Origin of the sequence: Rahnella sp. PD4 (assembly GCF_049199325.1) — a bacterium.
GTDB lineage: Bacteria > Pseudomonadota > Gammaproteobacteria > Enterobacterales > Enterobacteriaceae > Rahnella > Rahnella perminowiae.
Genome location: NZ_JBLZQF010000007.1, coordinates 98,620 through 117,359 on the forward strand (window position 1 = coordinate 98,620; position 18,740 = coordinate 117,359).

Sequence of the window (18,740 nt, forward strand, 5' to 3'; positions counted from 1 at the left end):
GACAGGTCAGATAGGAGGAAGCTGCCGGAACGCCGGCAGTCTTATAAACCGCTCAGTTTACGGTCACGCGCCCATTCTTCAGGGGTATAAGCCTTGATAGACAGAGCGTGGATTCGATTGTCGGCGATGTATTCCATCAGCGGCGCGTAAACGGTCTGTTGTTTTTTCACGCGGCTCATGCCATCAAACATCGCACCAACGACAATGGCCTGAAAATGACTGCCATCGCCAGTAATGTGGGCTTCGTCCAGTGCCAATGCCTTCATCAGCACGTCTTTAATTTCACTCGTTTCCATAGGGATCTATTCTTCTGAAGAATCATAACAGCCCGATATCTTATAGGGATTGGCGCAATTCTTAAACCACGAAAAAGCCCCTGACGAAGAGTTTCGCACAGGGGCTTTATGGACATACCGATAACGCTTCATATCCCACAGCCTAACCCACGGGAACTGCTCAACTATTTATTCAACAGAACAAGTCGTGGTCTCCGACGGAATAATGTCCTGAAGGTTATACAAAGCAATCAGTGTTCTCAGCCTGTCAGTGATACCCGCAATCGTCAGCGTGATCCCCTGCTGACTGGCTTCCTCGCGTAAATGCACCAGCAAAGCCAGGCCAGAAGAGTCAACACGCGCCAGCCCGGAGACGTCCAGACAGGTCACGCCGGGCATCAGCTTTTTGCGTACATCCCAGAATGCCACCAGCGTTTCGCGATCTAACTCACCGTGCAACGACAGTCGCGGCGGCTGCGATTCCCAGCGCAGGGCTTCACTCATTGTTGTTTATCCAGCGTGATCGGCTGAGCAGCGGCTTGTTTCAGGCGCTCAGTCAGGCCATCAATACCTTTCTGGCGCAAAATATCTGCCCATTCGTTCTGTTTGGTCGAAATCATGCTGACGCCTTCGGCGATCATGTCATAAGCCTGCCAGTCGCCGGTGCGGCTGTTTTTACGCCACTGGAAATCCAGACGAACCGGAGGACGGCCGTTCGGATCGGTAATCGTGACACGGATAGCAATGATGTCTTTACCTGCGTAGGACTGCTCAGGCTGCACCGTATAGTTCTGGCCGTTGTACATCGCCAGAGCCTGGCCGTAAGCCTGTTGCAGGTAGTCTGAGAACGCCGCGAAGTAAGCGTCGCGCTGTGCAGGTGTCGCCTGTTGGTAATAGCGGCCTAACACCAGCGCGCCGGCGTATTTGATTTGCACATACGGCAACAATTCTTCACGAACAATCTGGCGCAGATAGTTAGGATCCTGCTTGATTTTCGGTTGTTCGGTTTTGAGGCGGGTGAAGGTTTTGCTCGCCGCTTCATTCATCACGCTGTAAGGATTGGTCTTGTCCACGGCGGCATTCGCCAGCGGAGCCATAACCACCAGCAGTGCAGCGATCACTAAACGTTTAAACATACTTATTTCCTCTTTTATGGAGAATCCGTGATGGCAAATTGTTAATGGGCAGCCGGTTGCGGCGCCGTATTGGCGTCAGGTGCAGCATTCCCTGCAGGTGCCGCCGTTGCGTCAGGATCAGCCTTACCATCGCCACTCTTATACAAGAACTGACCAATCAGGTCTTCGAGAACCAGCGCTGATTTAGTGTCCTGAATAACGCCACCGTTTTTAAGGATAGTCGTTCCCATTTCAGGGTCTTCAAAACCAATATTCAACGCCAGGAATTGCTCGCCCAGCAGACCAGACGTGCGGATCGCCAGCGTACTGGTGCTCGGGATCTGGTTGTATTTCTGGTCGATATCCATTTCTACACGTGGAGAATAATTTTTATCGAGCGTGATGCTGCTGACGCGGCCGATCACCACGCCACCGACTTTGACCGGTGAACCGCTTTTCAGGCCACCGATATTGTCGAAGTCAGCAGAAATACGGTAAGTCGGGTCGGAGCCGATTGAACGGATGTCGGCCACTTTAAGACACAGGAAGATCACAGCAATCAAAGCGATGATTAAAAATGCGCCTACCCAGATTTCACTCTTTTTCGTTTGCATGGTTTAATTTCCAAACATCAGTGCTGTCAGCACAAAATCCAATCCCAGCACCGCCAGTGACGAATGCACCACAGTACGTGTCGTTGCCCGGCTAATCCCTTCGGACGTCGGTATCGCATCATAGCCATTGAACAATGCAATCCAGGTCACGGTGATAGCGAAAACAAGGCTTTTAATCAGACAGTTAAGCAGGTCGGTCCGCCAGTCTACGGCAGTTTGCATCGCTGACCAGAAGAAACCACTGTCGATGCCTTTCCAGTCCACTCCCACCAGCGATCCCCCCCAGATCCCCACGGCAACAAAAATCGCCGTCAGCAAAGGCATGGAAATCAGACCGGCCCAGAAACGCGGTGCCACAACGCGGCGCAGCGGATCAATGGCCATCATCTCCAGGCTGGAGATTTGCTCGGTGGCTTTCATCAATCCCAGTTCAGCGGTCAGCGCAGAACCCGCGCGCCCGGCGAAAAGCAGTGCAGTGACCACCGGTCCAAGCTCGCGCAGTAAAGAGAGCGCCACCATCATACCGAGGCTGGCCTCAGCGCTGTAGGTGGTTAAAATCAGATACCCCTGCAAGCCAAGCACCATGCCGATAAACAAACCGGAAACCAGGATAATCAACAGGGAAAGTACGCCAACGCTGTAAAGCTGCTTGATCAGCAGCGGCCATTGTTTGGCAAATTGCGGCTTACCGACCAATGCCCGAAAGAGCATCAGTCCGGCACGACCAAAAGACGCACAGGTGTTTATCCCGCGACGTCCGACTGAGGCGAGTGCCTTAGTTAACATAAGCAGAGAACTCCATCATCCGAGCAACTCGGTTTTGTAATCACCGGCCGGGAAACGGAAAGGCACCGGTCCGTCGGCAATACCATCCAGGAACTGACGAACGCGCGGATCAGGATTATTTTGCAACTCCTCTGGCGTACCTTCTGCGATGACATGCTGTGCGGCCACGATATAGGCATAATCAGCAATGCTCAGGACTTCAGGCACGTCGTGGGAAACCACAATGCACGTCACGCCCAGCGCATGGTTCAGCTCATCAATCAGTTTGACCAGAACGCCCATGGTGATCGGATCCTGCCCCACAAAAGGCTCATCGAACATAATCAGCTCAGGGTCCAGCGCAATGGCACGCGCCAGTGCGACGCGCCGCGCCATACCACCGGACAATTCGGCAGGCATCAGATTACCGGCACCGCGCAACCCTACCGCTTCCAGTTTCATGGTCACCGTACTGCGCAGTAATTCCTCCGGTAATTTGCTGTGTTCACGCAACGGGAACGCCACATTCTCGAACACAGTCAGGTCAGTAAACAATGCACCGGACTGAAACAACATGCTCATTTTCTTGCGCGACTCGTACAGCTTGCGACGGGACAATGTCGGAATGTTGTCGCCGTCGAACCAGATTTCGCCGTTGTTGGGCGTAAGTTGACCGCCGATCAGACGCAGCAAGGTGGTTTTACCGATCCCCGAAGGCCCCATGATTGCGGTGACTTTGCCACGCGGCACTGTCATATTTATCTCTTCGAAAATGGGACGATCGCCACGCACGAAACTCATGCCTTTGATCTCAACCAGATTCGATTCGCTTTGACTCATTCAGTTTTTCCCTTCGGAATGCTTTCGCTAAGAATACGTCTGACACGCACAGGGTATCGTATAACTTTGGTATTTTTACAAAAACTTACCCCGGTTTCGTTACCAAAGTTGCCATCGATTTACTTTTCAGCCACAGATGGTCAAAATCAACCAATTACCATTTTAAATTAAAAGCCTTCATCGTCTAACATACAGGAACCTGGTGGCATTGTTTTCAGACAAAATGTCGCCTTAGCTCATGTTGACGAAGGAATCGCCTGCCCGTAAAGGCAACGAACCTCGCATTATACCCAATAAAGGATGTTTCATGCTTCTCGCTATCGTACTGATGATTGTCGGCTTGTTACTGTTAGTGTATGCCGCTGATCGTCTGGTGTACGGAGCCGCAGTGCTGGCACGCTCGATAGGCATCTCCCCGCTGGTAATTGGTATGACTGTCGTCGGCGTCGGAATATCTCTTCCTGAACTGGTCGTTTCCACCACCGCGGCTATCAACGATCAGATGGATTTGGCCATCGGAAACGCCATTGGTTCGAATATCATTAATATTCTTCTGATTTTGGGCGGTGCCGCCCTGATTCATCCACTTTCCGTTCGTTCTGATATATTACGCCGCGAACTCCCATTATTGTTACTGGTCACGGCTCTGTGTGGTTTTCTGTTAAGCGACGGAGAACTCAGCCGGCTTGATGGTGTTTTGTTGCTGGCCAGTGCAGGCGTGTTCATGATGCTGGTGATAAAAATCGCCCGTGCTGCCGAAAAAGAAGGCCTGGATACGCTGACCTATGAGCAAATGTCCGAACTTCCACAAGACAGCAGCAATACGGTCGCATTTTTATGGCTGGCGCTGGGCTTTATCATCATGCCCCTGGCATCGGGCATGATCGTTGATAACAGCACCGTCATCGCGCGTTATCTGGGTGTCAGCGAACTGGTGATCGGCCTGACGGTCATCGCCATCGGTACCAGTCTGCCGGAACTGGCGACCTTTATCGCCGGTGCTATCAAAGGCGAAGATGACATTGCGCTGGGTAACATCATTGGCGCAAACATTTTTAATACCTGTCTGGTGCTGGGATTACCCGCGCTGGTGGCACCAGGTTCGTTCAACCCGGACGCATTTCATCGCGATTATTGGGTCATGCTGGCGGTCAGCGTGGTGCTTTCCGGGCTATGCCTGATGCGTAAACACCGTATCGGCCATTTAGCCGGTGCATTATTGCTGTGTGGATTTATCGCCTATATGGCAGTGCTGTTCCTGTTACCAGACAGCATTGCCTTCTGAACTCTGTCAGGAACCGACTATGGCTAACGATACCTTCGCCCCCGGTTTTGATTTTCAGGCCGTCGGACGTGATGTACTGAAAACAGAACGTGAAGGACTTGAGCAGTTAGATCAATACATTAACGGTGATTTTACCCGCGCCTGCGAAAAAATTTTCGCCTGCAATGGCAAAGTCGTTGTCATGGGCATGGGCAAATCCGGTCATATTGGCCGTAAGATGGCCGCCACCTTTGCCAGTACAGGCACGCCGGCCTTCTTTGTGCATCCCGGTGAAGCCAGCCACGGTGACCTGGGCATGGTGTCAAAGCAGGATGTCGTCATTCTGATTTCCAACTCCGGTGAAGCCCATGAAATTCTGGGGCTGATTCCGGTACTCAAACGCCTGGGCATTACGCTTATCTGCATGACGTCTAACCCTGAAAGCACGATGGGAAAAGCGGCGGATGTCCATCTTTGTGTAAAAGTGCCCAAAGAAGCCTGCCCGCTGGGGCTGGCACCGACCAGCAGCACCACAGCGGTGCTGGTGATGGGCGATGCTCTGGCTGTCGCACTGCTGGAAGCTCGCGGGTTCACACCGGAAGATTTCGCCCTGTCACACCCTGGCGGAGCACTGGGTCGCAAGCTGTTGCTTCGCGTCAGCGATATCATGCACACCGGAGATGAGATCCCGCACGTCAGCCGCGAGGCGTCGTTACGGGATGCGTTGCTGGAAATCACCCGTAAAAATCTGGGCATGACGGTTATCTGCAACGATTTGATGAAAATCGAAGGGATTTTTACCGATGGGGATTTGCGACGCATCTTTGATATGGGTGTCAACATCAATACGGCATCAATTGCGGATGTGATGACGACAGGCGGCATTCGCGTACGTCCGTCACTGCTGGCAGTTGATGCGCTGAATTTAATGCAGGACAAACACATCACGTGTGTGATGGTTGCTGATGGTGACCAGTTGCTGGGTGTGTTACATATGCACGATATGCTGCGCGCTGGCGTAGTTTAATTGAGGAATTCCCTAAATGAGTAATAGCGCAGCCCTGGCGGAAACCTGCTACGGTCCGGTCAGTACGCAAGTGCTTGAACGGGCGAAAGCGGTCCGCCTGCTGATTTGCGATGTCGATGGCGTCATGTCTGATGGCCTGATCTATATGGGAAATCAGGGAGAAGAGCTGAAAAGTTTCAACGTTCGCGATGGTTACGGTATCCGCTGCCTGCTGACATCCGGCATCGAAGTCGCGATTATTACAGGCCGCAATGCAAAATTACTGGAAGATCGCGCTAAAACTCTGGGTATTCGCCACTTGTATCAGGGCCAGTCGGATAAGCTTTTGGCCTTCCGCGAACTGTTAGATACACTGTCTCTTCGGGCCGAAGAAGTGGCATACATTGGTGATGACCTGATTGACTGGCCGGTGATGGCCGAAGTGGGTCTTTCTGTGGCGGTTCAGGATGCACATCCTGTTTTGTTACCAAAAGCGCATTATGTTACCCGTATCGCTGGCGGGCGTGGTGCAGTTCGCGAACTGTGTGATTTGATTCTGCTGGCGCAGGGCAAGCTGGAGGACGCCAAAGGGCTGTCGATATGAGTAAAGCAAAACTTTGGGTTATTCTGGCGCTTACCGCCATTGTCCTGGTGCTGATTGGCTGGTCATTGTCTGACAACAGCGATGATGTTCCGCAGGTGGTTAACGATCAGGATCCGACTTATCAGACTTCCCACACCGTTACGATGGTATATGACCCGATGGGCAGCCTGACGTATAAACTGGTGTCAGACGAGGTAAAATATTACACCACGGATCAGGTGTCGTGGTTTACTCATCCGGTCGCGACCATGTATGACAAGAACAAAGTAGCCACCTGGGTATTACGTTCCGATAAAGCGAAACTGACTCAGGATAAGATGCTTTATCTCTATGGGCATGTGCAGGCCGATAGCCTGACGCCTGAGACATCACAGCTGCAAAGAATCAAAACGGACAATGCACAGGTTAACCTGACGACACAGGACGTTGCCTCAGACGATGAAGTGACGCTTTATGGTACAGGTTTTACATCTAACGGCATGAAAATGCGTGGTAATCTGCGTGATAAAACAGCAGAGCTGATCGAAAAGGTATCGACTTCCTATGAAATTCAAAGCAAAAAATAAAATCCGTGATCTTCTGATCGTCAGCTCATTGTTAGCCGTCAGCGTTCCGGCATTTGCCTTAAAAGACGACACAACGAAACCGATCACCATTGACTCGGCAAATCAGGCACTTGACGTCAACACCAATACCGCGACGTTTACCGGCAATGTGGTGGTGAATCAGGGCACGATCCAGGTTAAAGCCGATAAAGTGGTGGTGATACGTCCGCAGGGTGTGTCCGGTAAAGAAGTGGTAGAAGGTTACGGTAACCCGGTGACGTTCTATCAGATGCAGGACAACGGTAAGCCGGTAAAAGGCCATGCCCAGAAAGTCCGCTACGAAGTGGAAAATGACCTCGTCACGCTGACCGGCAATGCTTACCTTGAGCAACTGGACAGCAATGTGAAAGGCGACCGCATTACTTATCTGGTACAGAAACAGCAAATGGAAGCTTTTAGTGATAAGGGTAACCGTGTGACGACCGTTCTGGTCCCTTCGCAGCTGCAACAAAAAACGCCTGCAGCGGGCGGCCAGCCGACCAAAAAGAGTAACTGATATTTTATGGCTAAATTAATCGCAGAGAATCTCGCCAAGGCATACAAAGGCCGTAAGGTCGTTGAAGATGTCAGCCTGATGGTCAACTCGGGTGAAATCGTCGGGTTATTGGGCCCAAATGGTGCGGGTAAAACCACCACCTTTTACATGGTCGTGGGCATTGTCCAGCGCGATGCGGGCCGTATCATCGTTGATGATGAAGACATCAGCCTGCTGCCGCTGCATACCCGCGCCCGTCGCGGTATTGGTTATCTTCCGCAGGAAGCCTCCATATTCCGTCGTCTCAGTGTATTTGATAACCTGATGGCGGTGCTGCAGATCCGTGATGATCTGACCAAAGAACAGCGTAATGACCGCGCGAATGAATTAATGGAAGAGTTCCATATTTCTCATTTGCGCGATAACCTCGGTCAGTCACTGTCCGGTGGTGAACGACGTCGTGTGGAAATTGCCCGTGCGCTGGCAGCAAACCCTAAATTCATCCTGCTGGATGAACCGTTCGCCGGGGTTGACCCGATTTCCGTTATCGACATTAAAAAAATCATTGAGCATTTACGTGACAGCGGCCTCGGCGTACTGATCACTGACCATAACGTGCGCGAAACACTCGACGTTTGTGAACGCGCGTATATTGTCAGTCAGGGGAAATTGATTGCCCACGGCACGCCAGCCGACATTCTTGCTGATGAACAAGTTAAACGTGTTTATCTTGGTGAAGAATTCCGTCTGTGATCTGTGCCGCCGGAACCGTGCCTGTTTCCACCTACACTGAAACAGGCCGTCTCTGACAGAAGTGTTGCCGTTTTCACTCATCAACGGAATTAAGCCAAGATATGAAGCAAGGTTTGCAACTCAGACTCAGCCAACAACTGGCTATGACTCCCCAGTTACAACAGGCCATCCGCTTGTTGCAACTGTCCACGCTTGAGCTCCAGCAGGAGATCCAACTCGCGCTGGAGAGCAACCCTCTGTTGGAACAAACTGACCTTCATGAAGAAATCGACTCGGTAGAAGCCACCGACAGCGAGGGGTTAGACACCCGCGAGGCGCTCGAGCAAAAAGATATGCCGGAAGAATTGCCGCTCGACGCGACCTGGGATGAGATTTACACCGCAGGCACGCCGTCCGGTACCGGTAATGATTACAGCGACGACGAGCTGCCCATTTATCAGGGTGAAACCACCCAGACCCTTCAGGATTACCTGATGTGGCAGGTTGAGCTGACGCCGTTTTCTGATACTGATGCCGCGATTGCCACATCAATTGTCGATGCGGTGGATGACACCGGTTACCTGACCGTCTCCCTTGAAGACATCCTCGAAAGCGTCGGTGATGAAAACATCACGATGGACGAAGTTGAGGCCGTGCTTAAACGCGTTCAGCGTTTTGATCCGGTGGGGGTGGCAGCACGTGACCTGCGCGATTGTCTGCTGATCCAGCTGTCTCAATATGCCACTGACACGCCTTTCATCACTGAAGCCCGTCTTATCATCAGCGAACATCTCGATTTGCTGGCGAACCATGATTTCCGCGCACTTATGCGATCAACCCGGTTAAAAGAAGATACACTCAAAGGAGCGATGCTTCTGATCCAGTCTCTGGATCCGCGTCCGGGTCAGTCGATCAATACCGGCGAATCCGAATACGTGATCCCGGATGTGCTGGTGCGTAAAGTGTCAGGGGTCTGGACGGTAGAACTCAATTCCGACAGCATTCCGCGTCTGAAGATTAACCAGCAGTACGCCGCGATGGGTAACTCCACACGCAGCGACAGCGACGGGCAATTTATCCGCAGCAATCTGCAGGAAGCCAAGTGGTTAATTAAAAGCCTGGAAAGCCGTAACGACACGCTGTTGAAAGTGACGCGCTGCATCGTTGAGCAGCAGCAGGCGTTCTTTGAACTGGGTGAAGAATTTATGAAACCTATGGTGCTGGCCGATATTGCCAGTGCCGTGGAAATGCACGAATCGACGATTTCACGCGTGACGACACAAAAGTTCCTGCACAGTCCGCGTGGTATTTTCGAACTGAAGTATTTCTTCTCCAGCCATGTCAGTACAGACAGCGGCGGCGAGGCATCGTCAACCGCGATCCGGGCGCTGGTGAAGAAATTAATCGCAGCGGAGAATCCTGTAAAACCGCTCAGTGACAGCAAGTTAGCAACCCTGCTTTCCGATCAGGGAATTATGGTTGCGCGCCGGACTGTCGCCAAATACCGAGAGTCTTTGTCCATCCCGCCCTCAAACCAACGTAAACAGTTAGTTTGACCTCAACAGAGAAGGAAGACATTATGCAGCTCAACATTACCGGACATCACATTGAGATCACGGATCCCCTGAGAGAGTTCATCACGTCGAAACTGGCTAAGCTCGAGCAGTATTTCGACAGGATTAATCAGGTGTATGTGGTGTTGAGCGTGGAAAAGGTGCAGAAAGTAGCGGAAGCCACTTTGCATGTGAACGGAGGCGAATTACATGCCACCTCGGAACATCAGGATATGTACGCAGCGATTGACGGGCTGGTTGATAAACTGGCCCGACAGCTGAATAAACATAAAGACAAACTGAAACAGCACTGACATTCATGTAGCCAACCCTGTGCTACAAACCTTCGGGCATCGGCTTGTGACCTTCGGGAAACGAGCCGATATAGCTTTAAGGGTGAAACAGCGCAAAAGTGAAAGATGACATGATTAACGATACTGCAATGCAATTAACGTCGGTGCTTAATGCCGAATGCACCAAAAGCGGCGTTCATTGCGCCAGCAAAAAACGCGCACTGGAAATCATCAGCGAGCTGGCCGCCAAACAATTAAATTTGTCGCCACAGGTGATTTTCGACGCTATTTTGACCCGCGAACGTATGGGGAGCACCGGGATCGGTGCCGGGATCGCCATCCCGCACGGTAAGCTGGAAGAAGACACTTTACGTGCCGTTGGCGTGTTCATTCAGCTTGAACAGCCGATTGCTTTTGACGCCATCGATAATCAGCCGGTAGATTTGCTTTTTGCCTTGCTGGTACCGGCAGATCAATGTAAAACCCATTTACATACATTATCTTTAGTCGCGAAGAAATTAGCTGATAAAACAGTATGTCGCCGTCTGCGTGGTGCGCAAAGCGACGAAGAACTGTTCCAGATAATGACTGAAAACGAATAAATTGCTGATTCCCGGTACGGTGCCGGGAAAATGAATTCTGAACACTGAATGCCAGGGGAGTGTCACCATGGTGCTGATGATTGTCAGCGGCCGTTCCGGTTCCGGGAAGTCGGTTGCCCTACGGGCATTAGAAGACATGGGTTTTTACTGTGTGGACAATTTACCGGTGGTGTTATTGCCGCAGCTTGCCCAGACACTCGTTGAACGTAATACGTCAGCGGCCGTGAGCATTGACGTCCGTAACATGCCGGAAACACCCGAAGTTTATGAGCATGCGATGTCACAACTGCCGGAGAGTTTTTCGCCGCAGCTGTTATTCCTTGATGCCGACCGTAATACTTTGATCCGCCGTTACAGCGACACCCGTCGTCTGCACCCGCTTTCCAGCAAAAATTTGTCCCTCGAAAGTGCCATTGATGAAGAAGCCGATCTGCTCGAACCGCTGCGTTCGTCGGCGGATCTGATCATCGATACCTCCGAAATGTCCGTTCATGAACTGGCAGAAATGCTGCGTACCCGTCTGCTGGGTAAACGCGAGCGCGAACTGACCATGGTATTCGAATCCTTCGGCTTCAAACACGGCATACCGATTGATGCGGATTACGTCTTCGACGTCCGTTTTCTGCCAAACCCGCACTGGGATCCGAAACTGCGTCCGATGACCGGCCTTGATAAGCCGGTGGCAGCGTTCCTCGACCGTCATACTGAAGTGCATAACTTTATCTACCAGACCCGCAGCTACCTCGAACAGTGGCTGCCAATGCTGGAAACCAACAACCGCAGCTATCTGACCGTCGCCATTGGCTGTACCGGCGGTAAACACCGTTCGGTGTACATCGCAGAGCAACTGGCCGACTATTTCCGTTCCCGCGGGAAGAATGTGCAGTCCCGCCATCGCACGCTGGAAAAACGCAAATCATGACGGTGAAACAAACGGTAGAAATCAAAAACCGGTTAGGCATGCACGCCCGACCGGCAATGAAATTGTTTGAACTGGTGCAGAGCTTTGAATCAGAAGTTATGCTGCGCAACGGCACGGGCATAGAAGCGGAAGCCAGCAGTGTTATCGCGCTGCTGATGCTCGACTCCCCGAAAGGCCAGAAAATCGAAATCGAAGCCACGGGGCCCGACGAAGAACAGGCGCTCACCGCTGTCGTAAATCTGATCAACTCCGGTTTTGACGAGGACTAATCCCCGTCATATTTCAAGTTGCAGGTGCGTTGGCTGCGCTCAGTTACCCGAATCACTTACCCGTGTAAGCTCATCGGGACTCCTTCGTTTGCCACCTTCCTCAACTCGAACTATTTTGGGGATAAGTAAGATTTTAAATGCGTGAAAGGCAATCTATTGCAATTGCCTTGAAGCTTTCAAAATTCTCACTGCTCAGCAAACGGCTCATTGAGCGTTCCCGCACAAACGTCACGAATAAATCGTAAATCGCCATCGCCTCTTCATAATCTGCTTTGCTGATCGCCAGCAGGAAAATTACGTGTGCGGTCTCCCCTTCACCCCATGCAATGCCCTGGGGAGAGAGCAACGTGATTACCACGGTTTTCTTTGCCAGCAACCCCAGCGAGTGCGGCAGCGCAATGCCTTCACCCAGCATGGTCGAGACAATCTCTTCACGCTCTACCACCGACGGATAAAACGCCTGATCGACATAACCTTCCGCTTCCAGCTGCGAGCACACATGGCGGAATAACTCCGCCTGCGTCATCGGTTCATTGATGATCATAAAATGTTTTTCGTCGAAGAATTTTTCCAGCATATAAGGCCGCGTGCGGTCTACCAGAACCAGTTTACCGAGCTGCTCCATTTGGTATTCGGTCGGGAATGGCGACAGCACCACCACCGGCTTATTTTTCTCACTGATGCGGGCATTGGAAATAATAAAATCTTCGTCGATGTGTTCCAGTTGCTCATAATCACGCAACGTCACAACCTGCTTCATCACCAGTTGCGGATACTTGCGATTAATCTGCGCCTGAATCATGCGGATTGTCGAATTGCCGGTATCACATACCAGCATCACCTGCGGGTGTCGCTGGTAGCCGATATTGTAATGCCGCTCCAGCCCGACGCCGATGTGCAGCACCAGAAAACCAATCTCGTTTTCGCTGAGTGTATACGGCGTGTATTTCCCCCAGCTTGAAACCGCCGCCAGCGTGACGTCATAGGCCATCGGATAATGCTGTTTGATGTTGTTTAGCAGCGGATTGGGAATATTAATCTGATACTTCACCCGCGTAATCATGGTCTTAATGTGCGTCAGCAGATCAGCACGCAGCTGCTTATCGCCTTGCAAATCATAGTTATAGTGCGAGTTGATATACGAAAGGATGTAATCGACCAGCGATTCATCATCATCTGCATTGATGTCTGTCGGCAGAATTTGCTGTACGCGACGCGCGGCGATATTCACCCGCAGATACGCCTCTTCAGAGGCAGGAATTTCCTTGCCGACCAGCGCTTTCAGCTCTGCCGCCAGCCTTACAGAAACCTGTTTCACCGCCGGGTCGCCATCTTCGGCATCAAAATCAGTCAGCGGATAGCCCCTGGCGATACGCTTAATGGCCACCGCACAATAAAGGATCAGATAGTGCTCGCCCTCATCAGTTAGCTGAATAGAAGACTGACTCAGAAGCTGATGCATAAAGCGCGTCAGTGGCACCAGCGCTTCCGGTTCCAGGCTTTCCGATTTGAGCAGCGGATTGGTTTGTTCTTCAGCATCGAGCTGAAACAGCAGGTCAGTCAGGCAGGCACGGATTGCCAGCTCAGCGCCAAACAGCTTCATGCCATAGCGCGGCTTGGTTTCGATATTCAGGTGATAGCGGGCCAGATGCTCCCTTACCTCAGCCATATCATTTTGCAGAGTTCCGCGGCTGACAAACCATTCATCGGCCAGATCTTCCAGCTTTAATGAAAAGGCAGAAGTCAAAAAGCGGATCAACAACGTCTTCACCCGCCCGGCGGCGGTGCGGGGTGTCGGATTCGGTTTAGGTTGTGTCGATTGCTGCAACGACGAGAACAGGCCATGGTCATCAATCCGCAGCTGATATCCGCTGCCACGACTGTGTATAAAAGTCGCGCCATAGTCTGCGATGATTTCATTAAGCGCAGTGATATCCGCACGAACCGTTCGCGTCGACACCGACAGACGTTTTGCCAGTTCGTCCTGAGGCAGCGTTTCGGTTTGCAGCGCATCAAACAGTTGCGCCAGACGTTGATTGGGAAATCTCACCATAGTTCTTCCAGTTCGTTTCAACGGGCCCCCGTTCACAGCAAATGCGTGTCGCGAACGGGGGTGTCACTGTTGCCGCGCCATTTAAGGCACCATCACCCTCGGTGAGGGGCTGCCCACCGTCACATAACTATCGGAAAAGACAGCGTGCCGCTTTCGGCTGATACCTTGAATCTGGTGATGTTATCGCTTCGTTGATTCATTGCGTAAATATATTTGTCCTCCGGCAGCAAGTGTCAGAACCTTAACCCACCAGTTTTCTGACGCTGGCCAGCAGGGTTTTCACATCCTCAGGACGCGTATTACCCGATGCACTGTCGATGATCGAGCTGTAAATATGCGGGATGATTTTGGTGACACCTGCCGCCAGCGCGATTTCCATAATCGGCTCGAAGTTTTCCAGGTCGATACCGCCGGTCGGCTCCAGCCAGAAATCCTGTTCCGCACAGGCACGGGCCACAGCCGCGAATTCCTCGCGGGTTTTCAGGCCGCCCATCGGGAAATATTTCACCGAGCTGCCGCCCATATCTTTCAGCAGCGCAATGGCGGTTTCCACCGGCACGATGGCATCCGCAGAAGCTGAACTCAGTGGTCCGGTATTGATCTTCACAAAGCCGGGTTTACCGGTTGGCGAAATCAGACCGTTCACCACGCTGTCGTTCTGCCCCAGCAAGGCACGGCTGGTGCCGACACCGGTAAAGACCTGGTTGACGTGTTGCGGCTGAACCTGTGCAGAAATCTGGCTGACCATCAGCGACTGACGCGGATCGCCTGCGCCTAACCCGACGGACAAAGCGTTTTCAATCAGCGCCGCATATTCCTTCATATCCGCTACCGCGCTGGCCACATCCGCGTAATTTTTTGACAGCACGCCGACCAGCACGTGGCCTTCTGCGGCTTCATAGATATCACGCGCATTGTTTTTTGAGCCGGCCAGAACGTTCAGACACACACGGTCACGGTAGAAGTTCGGAGTCAGCTTCATGCGTTGTCTCCCTTGAAAAGTTGTTTAAAACGTTGTGCGACGATGGCAAGCTGAGGCGGCGTTACGCTGCGTACGTCGACTTCAATCTTGCCTTCATTGGCCCGGTAACCACGAAAATAAATCGCGATATCGCCGCTCTTCATGGCGTCCACAATGGCTTTGGTTTTCCAGCCGAGTACGGCTTCATCGAAAGTAATTTCCGTGCGGGCGATATCACGTCCGGCGCTGTCCCAGACCACGCGGCCAGTCACACCCTTAATTTCGTTCAGGCTGGCAATGAATGGCGTCATCTTGTCGACCATTTCCTGTCCGGTGGTTTTCGGCAGGGTGAGATAGCTTTCGATCGCCTGCGTCAGGCCGAGAATGCCTTCTTTGCCGACTTTCATCGCACGGCCAATGCCGCCGGATTGCAGTTTTACCCATTCGACATACTGTTTTTTACCGAGCACCAGGCCACTGGTCGGCCCTTCGATGGCTTTAGCACCGCTGTAAATCACCAGATCCGCACCCGTTTCGTAATAACACGTCAGATCTTCTTCAGCGGCAGCATCGACGATCAGCGGCACGTTATGTGCACGCGCCACTTCGGCGGCTTCGGCGACTGATAAAATACTTTTCTGCACCGAGTGGTGTGATTTGATGTACATGATTGCGGCCGTGCGCGGCGTAATGCAGGCGGCAAGTTGCGCGGCAGAACATTCGTTGGCATAACCGGCTTCCACTACCTTGCCGCCGCCCATCGTCACCATCGTTGCGACCGGCGCACCGAAATTCACGTTGTGGCCTTTTGGCAGCACGATGTCGTGCGGAATGTCCAGCGGCGCGGCATGCAGGTTTTCCAGCAGCCAGGCATCATCTTTCACAATCACCGCCGCGACAGATTGCGCGATCCCGGCCGAGGCGCAGGAGACAACCACCGCGCTTTCGACGTGAAGCAATTTCGCGATGTAAGCGCCGGTTTTGTTCACCAGGTCTTTCATTTCAAAGTAATGATTCAGACCGGTATTCACTACCGCTGCCACTTCCTCGCGCGGAGTAGAAACACCCAGTGCCGTCATGCGACCTGATGCGTTAATAACCTGTTTTAAATCATATTTTTCATATAAAGATTGTTCAGAAGACATGAGCAGATTTCCCTTCTTCGGTTAACAGGATGACACCCGCGACCACGGCGGCCAGGGGCACCAGCACACTTTCGCCCTTCGCGGACTTTCCTTCGGAATCAATAAATACCTGCGGTGCCTGACGTAACTCGAACAGTGTCAGATCGGCATCTGCGCCTGCGTCCAGACGGCCTTTGGCAGGCAGACAGAGTGCACCGGCGGCGTGAGTGGTCACGCAATCAATGACCTGTGGCAATGTCATGCCGACGCTGAAGAACTTCGACATTACGGTCGCCAGACTATGAACCGGCCCGTTCAGGCGGTTGCGGCAATAAATATCGGAGCTGATGGTGTGCGGCAAAATGCCCTGCTTAATAGCCAGTTCTGCCACTTCAAAGCTGAAACTCGCAGTGCCATGACCGACATCCAGCAACACGCCACGGCTGAGCGCACGCTTAACGGAGTCGCGCAGTACGCCTTCCGGCGAGAGAATGCGGTTCGGCTTGCCGTTATAACAGTGAGTAATGATGTCACCTGAGGTCAGCAAATCAGCGATTTCATCGAGGTTCGGCGGGTTATTGCCGATATGCACCATCAGCGGCAGAGGAGCATTTTCCTGCTGTATTTCTTTGGCGCGCACCAGCGGTTTCAGGCCGTTCTGCCCGACCACGCTGCTGCTCATGCGTGCTTTGATACCAATGATAAAACCGGGATTTCGCGCGATGGCATCACGCACGCCGATCTTGTCAATCTGCGTCATATCCGCCAGTTCGTTTTGCGTCACAATGCCGGTGCGGGCGATATTCAGGAAAGCATAAACATTGGTTTTCGCCTTACGGGTGATCTGATAGAAATCGTCGATATCATTTGCACCGGTGCTGCCGGCATCCGCCACGGTGGTGACACCGCAGGCGACCCCGATCAGATCAGCTTCATCATGATAAATCGGCGATTTCGGGTAACAGTGAACATGGGAATCGATCCAGCCAGCGCTGGCGTAAACCTTACCCTGCAGATCGAGAGTCTGGCGGGCAGTGGCACCGGGGGCCAGTGTGCCAATGGCGGCAAATTTGCCGTCGTGAATTGCAATATCAGTCAGGCTACCGTCTGCGCGTAATGCCTGCCGGATGATTAAGTCATACATACGACATTCTCCATAACCTCGGGCATCAGGAGTGCTCCTGACGCCCGTTTACCGCTGATCCGCTGCTGTTGCTACAGTGAAACAGGGAAGATAGCGCCCAGCACCATTGCACCGAGAATGGCACCACCGGTAATCGGCTTCTGCCACAAATAGAAACCCAGCGCACCCATCAGCGAGCCCAGACCGATAGGAATCGATGCCGCCATGGCTGACAGGATAATCAGCGGCCCGAGGAAGCGGCCCGAGGCGTTACCCGCGCCCATCATGACGTCAGCACCGTAGGTTGAATTGCTCTGATTGATGGTAAATTTACGCGCCAGAATGATGATGTATCCCACGGCTAACCCGAGGATCAGGCCGGTCACCAGTGAGGCCGCGAAGTTCGCCACCGGAAAGATGATCCCGGCGCCGAGCAACAGTGCCGGAACGCCCAGGCCGATACCGGTCTGGATCGCGCCGCCGATATCGAGAATACCGACCAGCGAGCCTTCGATGATGCGGGCAAACAGGAAACTGGCACCGAAAGCCGCCACTGCGCCGTACACGCCGGTGTCCATGCCGGAACGTAGCATCGACACAAAGGCCACTTCGTTAAACGCGCCGATGCCGTACAGGTAATACATATGTGTCCCGGCGAAAACGCCGGAAGACAGCAGTCCGACAAAGATCGGGAACGACCACTCGGCGTACCAGAAACCACGTTTGGCTTGTTCTTCCATTGTCATGCTCCCTTACTTACCGCTGAGTGAATTGTGAATGCCGTTCAGCCATGTCGGGACGTCCAGCATGAATGACTGCAACAGCTTGACGTCGAACCCGCGGAAGAAGCCGCTGAGGACAAACAGCGCGATAATCGCCGCCATCATCACTTTGGTGACGTGGTTCCAGCCGCTTTCTTCAACACCTTTACCAATCAGAATACCCAGCACCAGACCCGGCACGGCGTTACCCATGATCATCTGCGCCATACCGCCAAAAATGGTGGCCCAGAAACCGGAACGACGCCCTGCATCGATTGCCGCCAGCCAGAAAATTACCGGCATCACGGTGTTTACCAACAGGTTAGCCGCAGGTACCAGCACTTTAATTGCCGTAACCTGTAACGCTGCAGGTACCGCAGAGGCGGTAGTGTTGAGGAAGGCGACCACAATCATGCCGATGATGCCGCCCGCAATTGCCATCTTGCGCGGGTCGTGCAGGGTTTCAGCCACATTGCGGTTTTTGAACATCAGGGCGGCGGTTGCCCAGTGAGGAATAATGCGGTGGTCAACGTCCTGAGTGAAAGAACCTGCCGCCACGGAAGAAGCCCAGGCGTTGAAGAAGAAGCCGAGACCAAAGGAGAAATGTGAAGCCGGATCGCCTTCACAAGAGTTTAATTCCCCAAGCGTACGAAAAGCCCCCATTCCCTGCACGGTGGGTGCATGAAACATACGTGCGGCACCCGCACCTACGCCCACACCGACCAGTCCGCCGATAATAAGCGACTTAAATAAAATAATTAAAAACATCAGTATATCCTTGTCA

23 protein-coding genes and 1 pseudogene are annotated in these 18,740 nt (G+C 52.6%); 11 read left to right on the plus strand and 13 right to left on the minus strand.

What is annotated here, in order from left to right:
* Positions 1-41: 41 nt before the first annotated feature.
* From ibaG to mlaF, 6 genes are all read right to left on the minus strand, one after another.
* A complete protein-coding gene (gene ibaG, locus ACOZIO_RS17585; protein WP_129954724.1) occupies positions 42-296 on the minus strand; it encodes a BolA family iron metabolism protein IbaG in 255 nt (84 codons plus the stop codon).
* Positions 297-464: 168 nt separating this feature from the next.
* On the minus strand, positions 465-779 hold the full coding sequence (mlaB, locus tag ACOZIO_RS17590; protein ID WP_129954725.1) for a lipid asymmetry maintenance protein MlaB: 315 nt from the start codon (positions 777-779) through the stop codon (positions 465-467).
* Positions 776-1,411: a phospholipid-binding protein MlaC gene (mlaC, locus tag ACOZIO_RS17595; RefSeq protein ID WP_129954726.1), complete on the minus strand. Its 636-nt coding sequence runs from the start codon at positions 1,409-1,411 to the stop codon at positions 776-778. Before mlaC ends, mlaB begins: the two co-directional genes overlap by 4 nt.
* Positions 1,412-1,452: 41 nt before the next feature.
* On the minus strand, positions 1,453-2,004 hold the full coding sequence (mlaD, locus tag ACOZIO_RS17600; RefSeq protein WP_129954727.1) for an outer membrane lipid asymmetry maintenance protein MlaD: 552 nt from the start codon (positions 2,002-2,004) through the stop codon (positions 1,453-1,455).
* 3 nt (positions 2,005-2,007) lie between these two features.
* On the minus strand, positions 2,008-2,790 hold the full coding sequence (gene mlaE / locus ACOZIO_RS17605) for a lipid asymmetry maintenance ABC transporter permease subunit MlaE (protein WP_015698890.1): 783 nt from the start codon (positions 2,788-2,790) through the stop codon (positions 2,008-2,010).
* A 15-nt stretch (positions 2,791-2,805) separates the two neighbouring features.
* Positions 2,806-3,609, minus strand: a complete 804-nt coding sequence (gene mlaF, locus ACOZIO_RS17610) for a phospholipid ABC transporter ATP-binding protein MlaF (protein ID WP_129954728.1) — start codon at positions 3,607-3,609, stop codon at positions 2,806-2,808.
* 307 nt (positions 3,610-3,916) lie between these two features.
* Here mlaF and ACOZIO_RS17615 point away from each other — a divergent pair, with 307 nt between their 5' ends.
* The 11 genes from ACOZIO_RS17615 to npr all read left to right on the plus strand — a co-directional run bounded on the left by ACOZIO_RS17615 (position 3,917) and on the right by npr (position 11,934).
* Positions 3,917-4,894 carry a calcium/sodium antiporter gene (locus ACOZIO_RS17615; protein ID WP_129954729.1) on the plus strand — a complete coding sequence of 326 codons (978 nt, stop codon included), beginning with the start codon at positions 3,917-3,919 and terminating at the stop codon, positions 4,892-4,894.
* A gap of 19 nt (positions 4,895-4,913) precedes the next feature.
* Positions 4,914-5,900, plus strand: coding sequence for an arabinose-5-phosphate isomerase KdsD (kdsD, locus tag ACOZIO_RS17620; RefSeq protein WP_129954730.1), 987 nt, complete (start codon positions 4,914-4,916; stop codon positions 5,898-5,900).
* Positions 5,901-5,916: 16 nt separating this feature from the next.
* Positions 5,917-6,483, plus strand: a complete 567-nt coding sequence (gene kdsC, locus ACOZIO_RS17625; protein WP_129954731.1) for a 3-deoxy-manno-octulosonate-8-phosphatase KdsC — start codon at positions 5,917-5,919, stop codon at positions 6,481-6,483.
* Positions 6,480-7,049, plus strand: a complete 570-nt coding sequence (gene lptC, locus ACOZIO_RS17630) for an LPS export ABC transporter periplasmic protein LptC (RefSeq protein WP_129954732.1) — start codon at positions 6,480-6,482, stop codon at positions 7,047-7,049. The genes kdsC and lptC overlap by 4 nt, the downstream gene beginning before the upstream one ends.
* Entirely contained in the window at positions 7,027-7,584 is a 558-nt protein-coding gene (gene lptA, locus ACOZIO_RS17635) for a lipopolysaccharide ABC transporter substrate-binding protein LptA (protein ID WP_015698896.1), read from the plus strand. Before lptC ends, lptA begins: the two co-directional genes overlap by 23 nt.
* 6 nt (positions 7,585-7,590) lie before the next feature.
* Positions 7,591-8,316: an LPS export ABC transporter ATP-binding protein gene (gene lptB, locus ACOZIO_RS17640; RefSeq protein ID WP_013577257.1), complete on the plus strand. Its 726-nt coding sequence runs from the start codon at positions 7,591-7,593 to the stop codon at positions 8,314-8,316.
* 101 nt (positions 8,317-8,417) lie between these two features.
* Complete coding sequence (gene rpoN / locus ACOZIO_RS17645) at positions 8,418-9,851, plus strand: RNA polymerase factor sigma-54 (protein ID WP_129954734.1); 1,434 nt, start codon at positions 8,418-8,420, stop codon at positions 9,849-9,851.
* Positions 9,852-9,874: 23 nt separating this feature from the next.
* Positions 9,875-10,162, plus strand: a complete 288-nt coding sequence (gene hpf / locus ACOZIO_RS17650; RefSeq protein WP_013577259.1) for a ribosome hibernation promoting factor — start codon at positions 9,875-9,877, stop codon at positions 10,160-10,162.
* 98 nt (positions 10,163-10,260) lie between these two features.
* Positions 10,261-10,743 (plus strand): PTS IIA-like nitrogen regulatory protein PtsN, encoded by a 483-nt coding sequence (gene ptsN / locus ACOZIO_RS17655; protein ID WP_173362074.1) that lies wholly within the window; start codon positions 10,261-10,263, stop codon positions 10,741-10,743.
* 67 nt (positions 10,744-10,810) lie between these two features.
* Positions 10,811-11,665, plus strand: a complete 855-nt coding sequence (gene rapZ, locus ACOZIO_RS17660; RefSeq protein WP_129954735.1) for an RNase adapter RapZ — start codon at positions 10,811-10,813, stop codon at positions 11,663-11,665.
* On the plus strand, positions 11,662-11,934 hold the full coding sequence (gene npr, locus ACOZIO_RS17665; protein ID WP_120131579.1) for a PTS phosphocarrier protein NPr: 273 nt from the start codon (positions 11,662-11,664) through the stop codon (positions 11,932-11,934). The genes rapZ and npr overlap by 4 nt, the downstream gene beginning before the upstream one ends.
* Positions 11,935-12,067: 133 nt before the next feature.
* Here the strand turns inward: npr and ACOZIO_RS17670 are convergent, their stop codons facing one another.
* From ACOZIO_RS17670 to ACOZIO_RS17700, 7 genes and pseudogenes are all read right to left on the minus strand, one after another.
* Positions 12,068-13,987: a BglG family transcription antiterminator gene (locus ACOZIO_RS17670; RefSeq protein ID WP_129954736.1), complete on the minus strand. Its 1,920-nt coding sequence runs from the start codon at positions 13,985-13,987 to the stop codon at positions 12,068-12,070.
* A gap of 81 nt (positions 13,988-14,068) precedes the next feature.
* Positions 14,069-14,211 (minus strand): annotated as a pseudogene (locus ACOZIO_RS17675) (beta-propeller fold lactonase family protein); the annotation flags it as partial.
* A 17-nt stretch (positions 14,212-14,228) separates the two neighbouring features.
* Positions 14,229-14,969, minus strand: coding sequence for a 2-dehydro-3-deoxy-phosphogluconate aldolase (gene dagF, locus ACOZIO_RS17680; RefSeq protein WP_421595545.1), 741 nt, complete (start codon positions 14,967-14,969; stop codon positions 14,229-14,231).
* Positions 14,966-16,093, minus strand: a complete 1,128-nt coding sequence (locus tag ACOZIO_RS17685; protein WP_129991976.1) for a DgaE family pyridoxal phosphate-dependent ammonia lyase — start codon at positions 16,091-16,093, stop codon at positions 14,966-14,968. The genes dagF and ACOZIO_RS17685 overlap by 4 nt, the downstream gene beginning before the upstream one ends.
* A complete protein-coding gene (locus ACOZIO_RS17690; protein ID WP_217138166.1) occupies positions 16,083-17,216 on the minus strand; it encodes an amidohydrolase/deacetylase family metallohydrolase in 1,134 nt (377 codons plus the stop codon). The genes ACOZIO_RS17685 and ACOZIO_RS17690 overlap by 11 nt, the downstream gene beginning before the upstream one ends.
* Before the next feature lie 71 nt (positions 17,217-17,287).
* Complete coding sequence (locus ACOZIO_RS17695; RefSeq protein WP_129954740.1) at positions 17,288-17,935, minus strand: DUF4310 family protein; 648 nt, start codon at positions 17,933-17,935, stop codon at positions 17,288-17,290.
* Between the two features lie 12 nt (positions 17,936-17,947).
* Entirely contained in the window at positions 17,948-18,724 is a 777-nt protein-coding gene (locus ACOZIO_RS17700) for a DUF4311 domain-containing protein (protein ID WP_129954741.1), read from the minus strand.
* Positions 18,725-18,740 lie beyond the last annotated feature (16 nt).

Coding starts and splice junctions, on each gene's coding strand:
- kdsC (WP_129954731.1), top strand. CDS start 5,917: ATGAGTAATAGCGCAGCCCTGGCGGAAACCTGCTACGGTCCGGTCAGT.
- ACOZIO_RS17615 (WP_129954729.1), top strand. CDS start 3,917: ATGCTTCTCGCTATCGTACTGATGATTGTCGGCTTGTTACTGTTAGTG.
- mlaB (WP_129954725.1), bottom strand. CDS start 779: ATGAGTGAAGCCCTGCGCTGGGAATCGCAGCCGCCGCGACTGTCGTTG.
- hpf (WP_013577259.1), top strand. CDS start 9,875: ATGCAGCTCAACATTACCGGACATCACATTGAGATCACGGATCCCCTG.
- mlaD (WP_129954727.1), bottom strand. CDS start 2,004: ATGCAAACGAAAAAGAGTGAAATCTGGGTAGGCGCATTTTTAATCATC.
- lptB (WP_013577257.1), top strand. CDS start 7,591: ATGGCTAAATTAATCGCAGAGAATCTCGCCAAGGCATACAAAGGCCGT.
- lptA (WP_015698896.1), top strand. CDS start 7,027: ATGAAATTCAAAGCAAAAAATAAAATCCGTGATCTTCTGATCGTCAGC.
- mlaC (WP_129954726.1), bottom strand. CDS start 1,411: ATGTTTAAACGTTTAGTGATCGCTGCACTGCTGGTGGTTATGGCTCCG.
- npr (WP_120131579.1), top strand. CDS start 11,662: ATGACGGTGAAACAAACGGTAGAAATCAAAAACCGGTTAGGCATGCAC.
- ACOZIO_RS17685 (WP_129991976.1), bottom strand. CDS start 16,093: ATGTCTTCTGAACAATCTTTATATGAAAAATATGATTTAAAACAGGTT.
- dagF (WP_421595545.1), bottom strand. CDS start 14,969: ATGAAGCTGACTCCGAACTTCTACCGTGACCGTGTGTGTCTGAACGTT.
- ACOZIO_RS17695 (WP_129954740.1), bottom strand. CDS start 17,935: ATGGAAGAACAAGCCAAACGTGGTTTCTGGTACGCCGAGTGGTCGTTC.
- ibaG (WP_129954724.1), bottom strand. CDS start 296: ATGGAAACGAGTGAAATTAAAGACGTGCTGATGAAGGCATTGGCACTG.
- kdsD (WP_129954730.1), top strand. CDS start 4,914: ATGGCTAACGATACCTTCGCCCCCGGTTTTGATTTTCAGGCCGTCGGA.
- ACOZIO_RS17690 (WP_217138166.1), bottom strand. CDS start 17,216: ATGTATGACTTAATCATCCGGCAGGCATTACGCGCAGACGGTAGCCTG.
- lptC (WP_129954732.1), top strand. CDS start 6,480: ATGAGTAAAGCAAAACTTTGGGTTATTCTGGCGCTTACCGCCATTGTC.
- rapZ (WP_129954735.1), top strand. CDS start 10,811: ATGGTGCTGATGATTGTCAGCGGCCGTTCCGGTTCCGGGAAGTCGGTT.
- ACOZIO_RS17700 (WP_129954741.1), bottom strand. CDS start 18,724: ATGTTTTTAATTATTTTATTTAAGTCGCTTATTATCGGCGGACTGGTC.
- rpoN (WP_129954734.1), top strand. CDS start 8,418: ATGAAGCAAGGTTTGCAACTCAGACTCAGCCAACAACTGGCTATGACT.
- ACOZIO_RS17670 (WP_129954736.1), bottom strand. CDS start 13,987: ATGGTGAGATTTCCCAATCAACGTCTGGCGCAACTGTTTGATGCGCTG.
- mlaE (WP_015698890.1), bottom strand. CDS start 2,790: ATGTTAACTAAGGCACTCGCCTCAGTCGGACGTCGCGGGATAAACACC.
- mlaF (WP_129954728.1), bottom strand. CDS start 3,609: ATGAGTCAAAGCGAATCGAATCTGGTTGAGATCAAAGGCATGAGTTTC.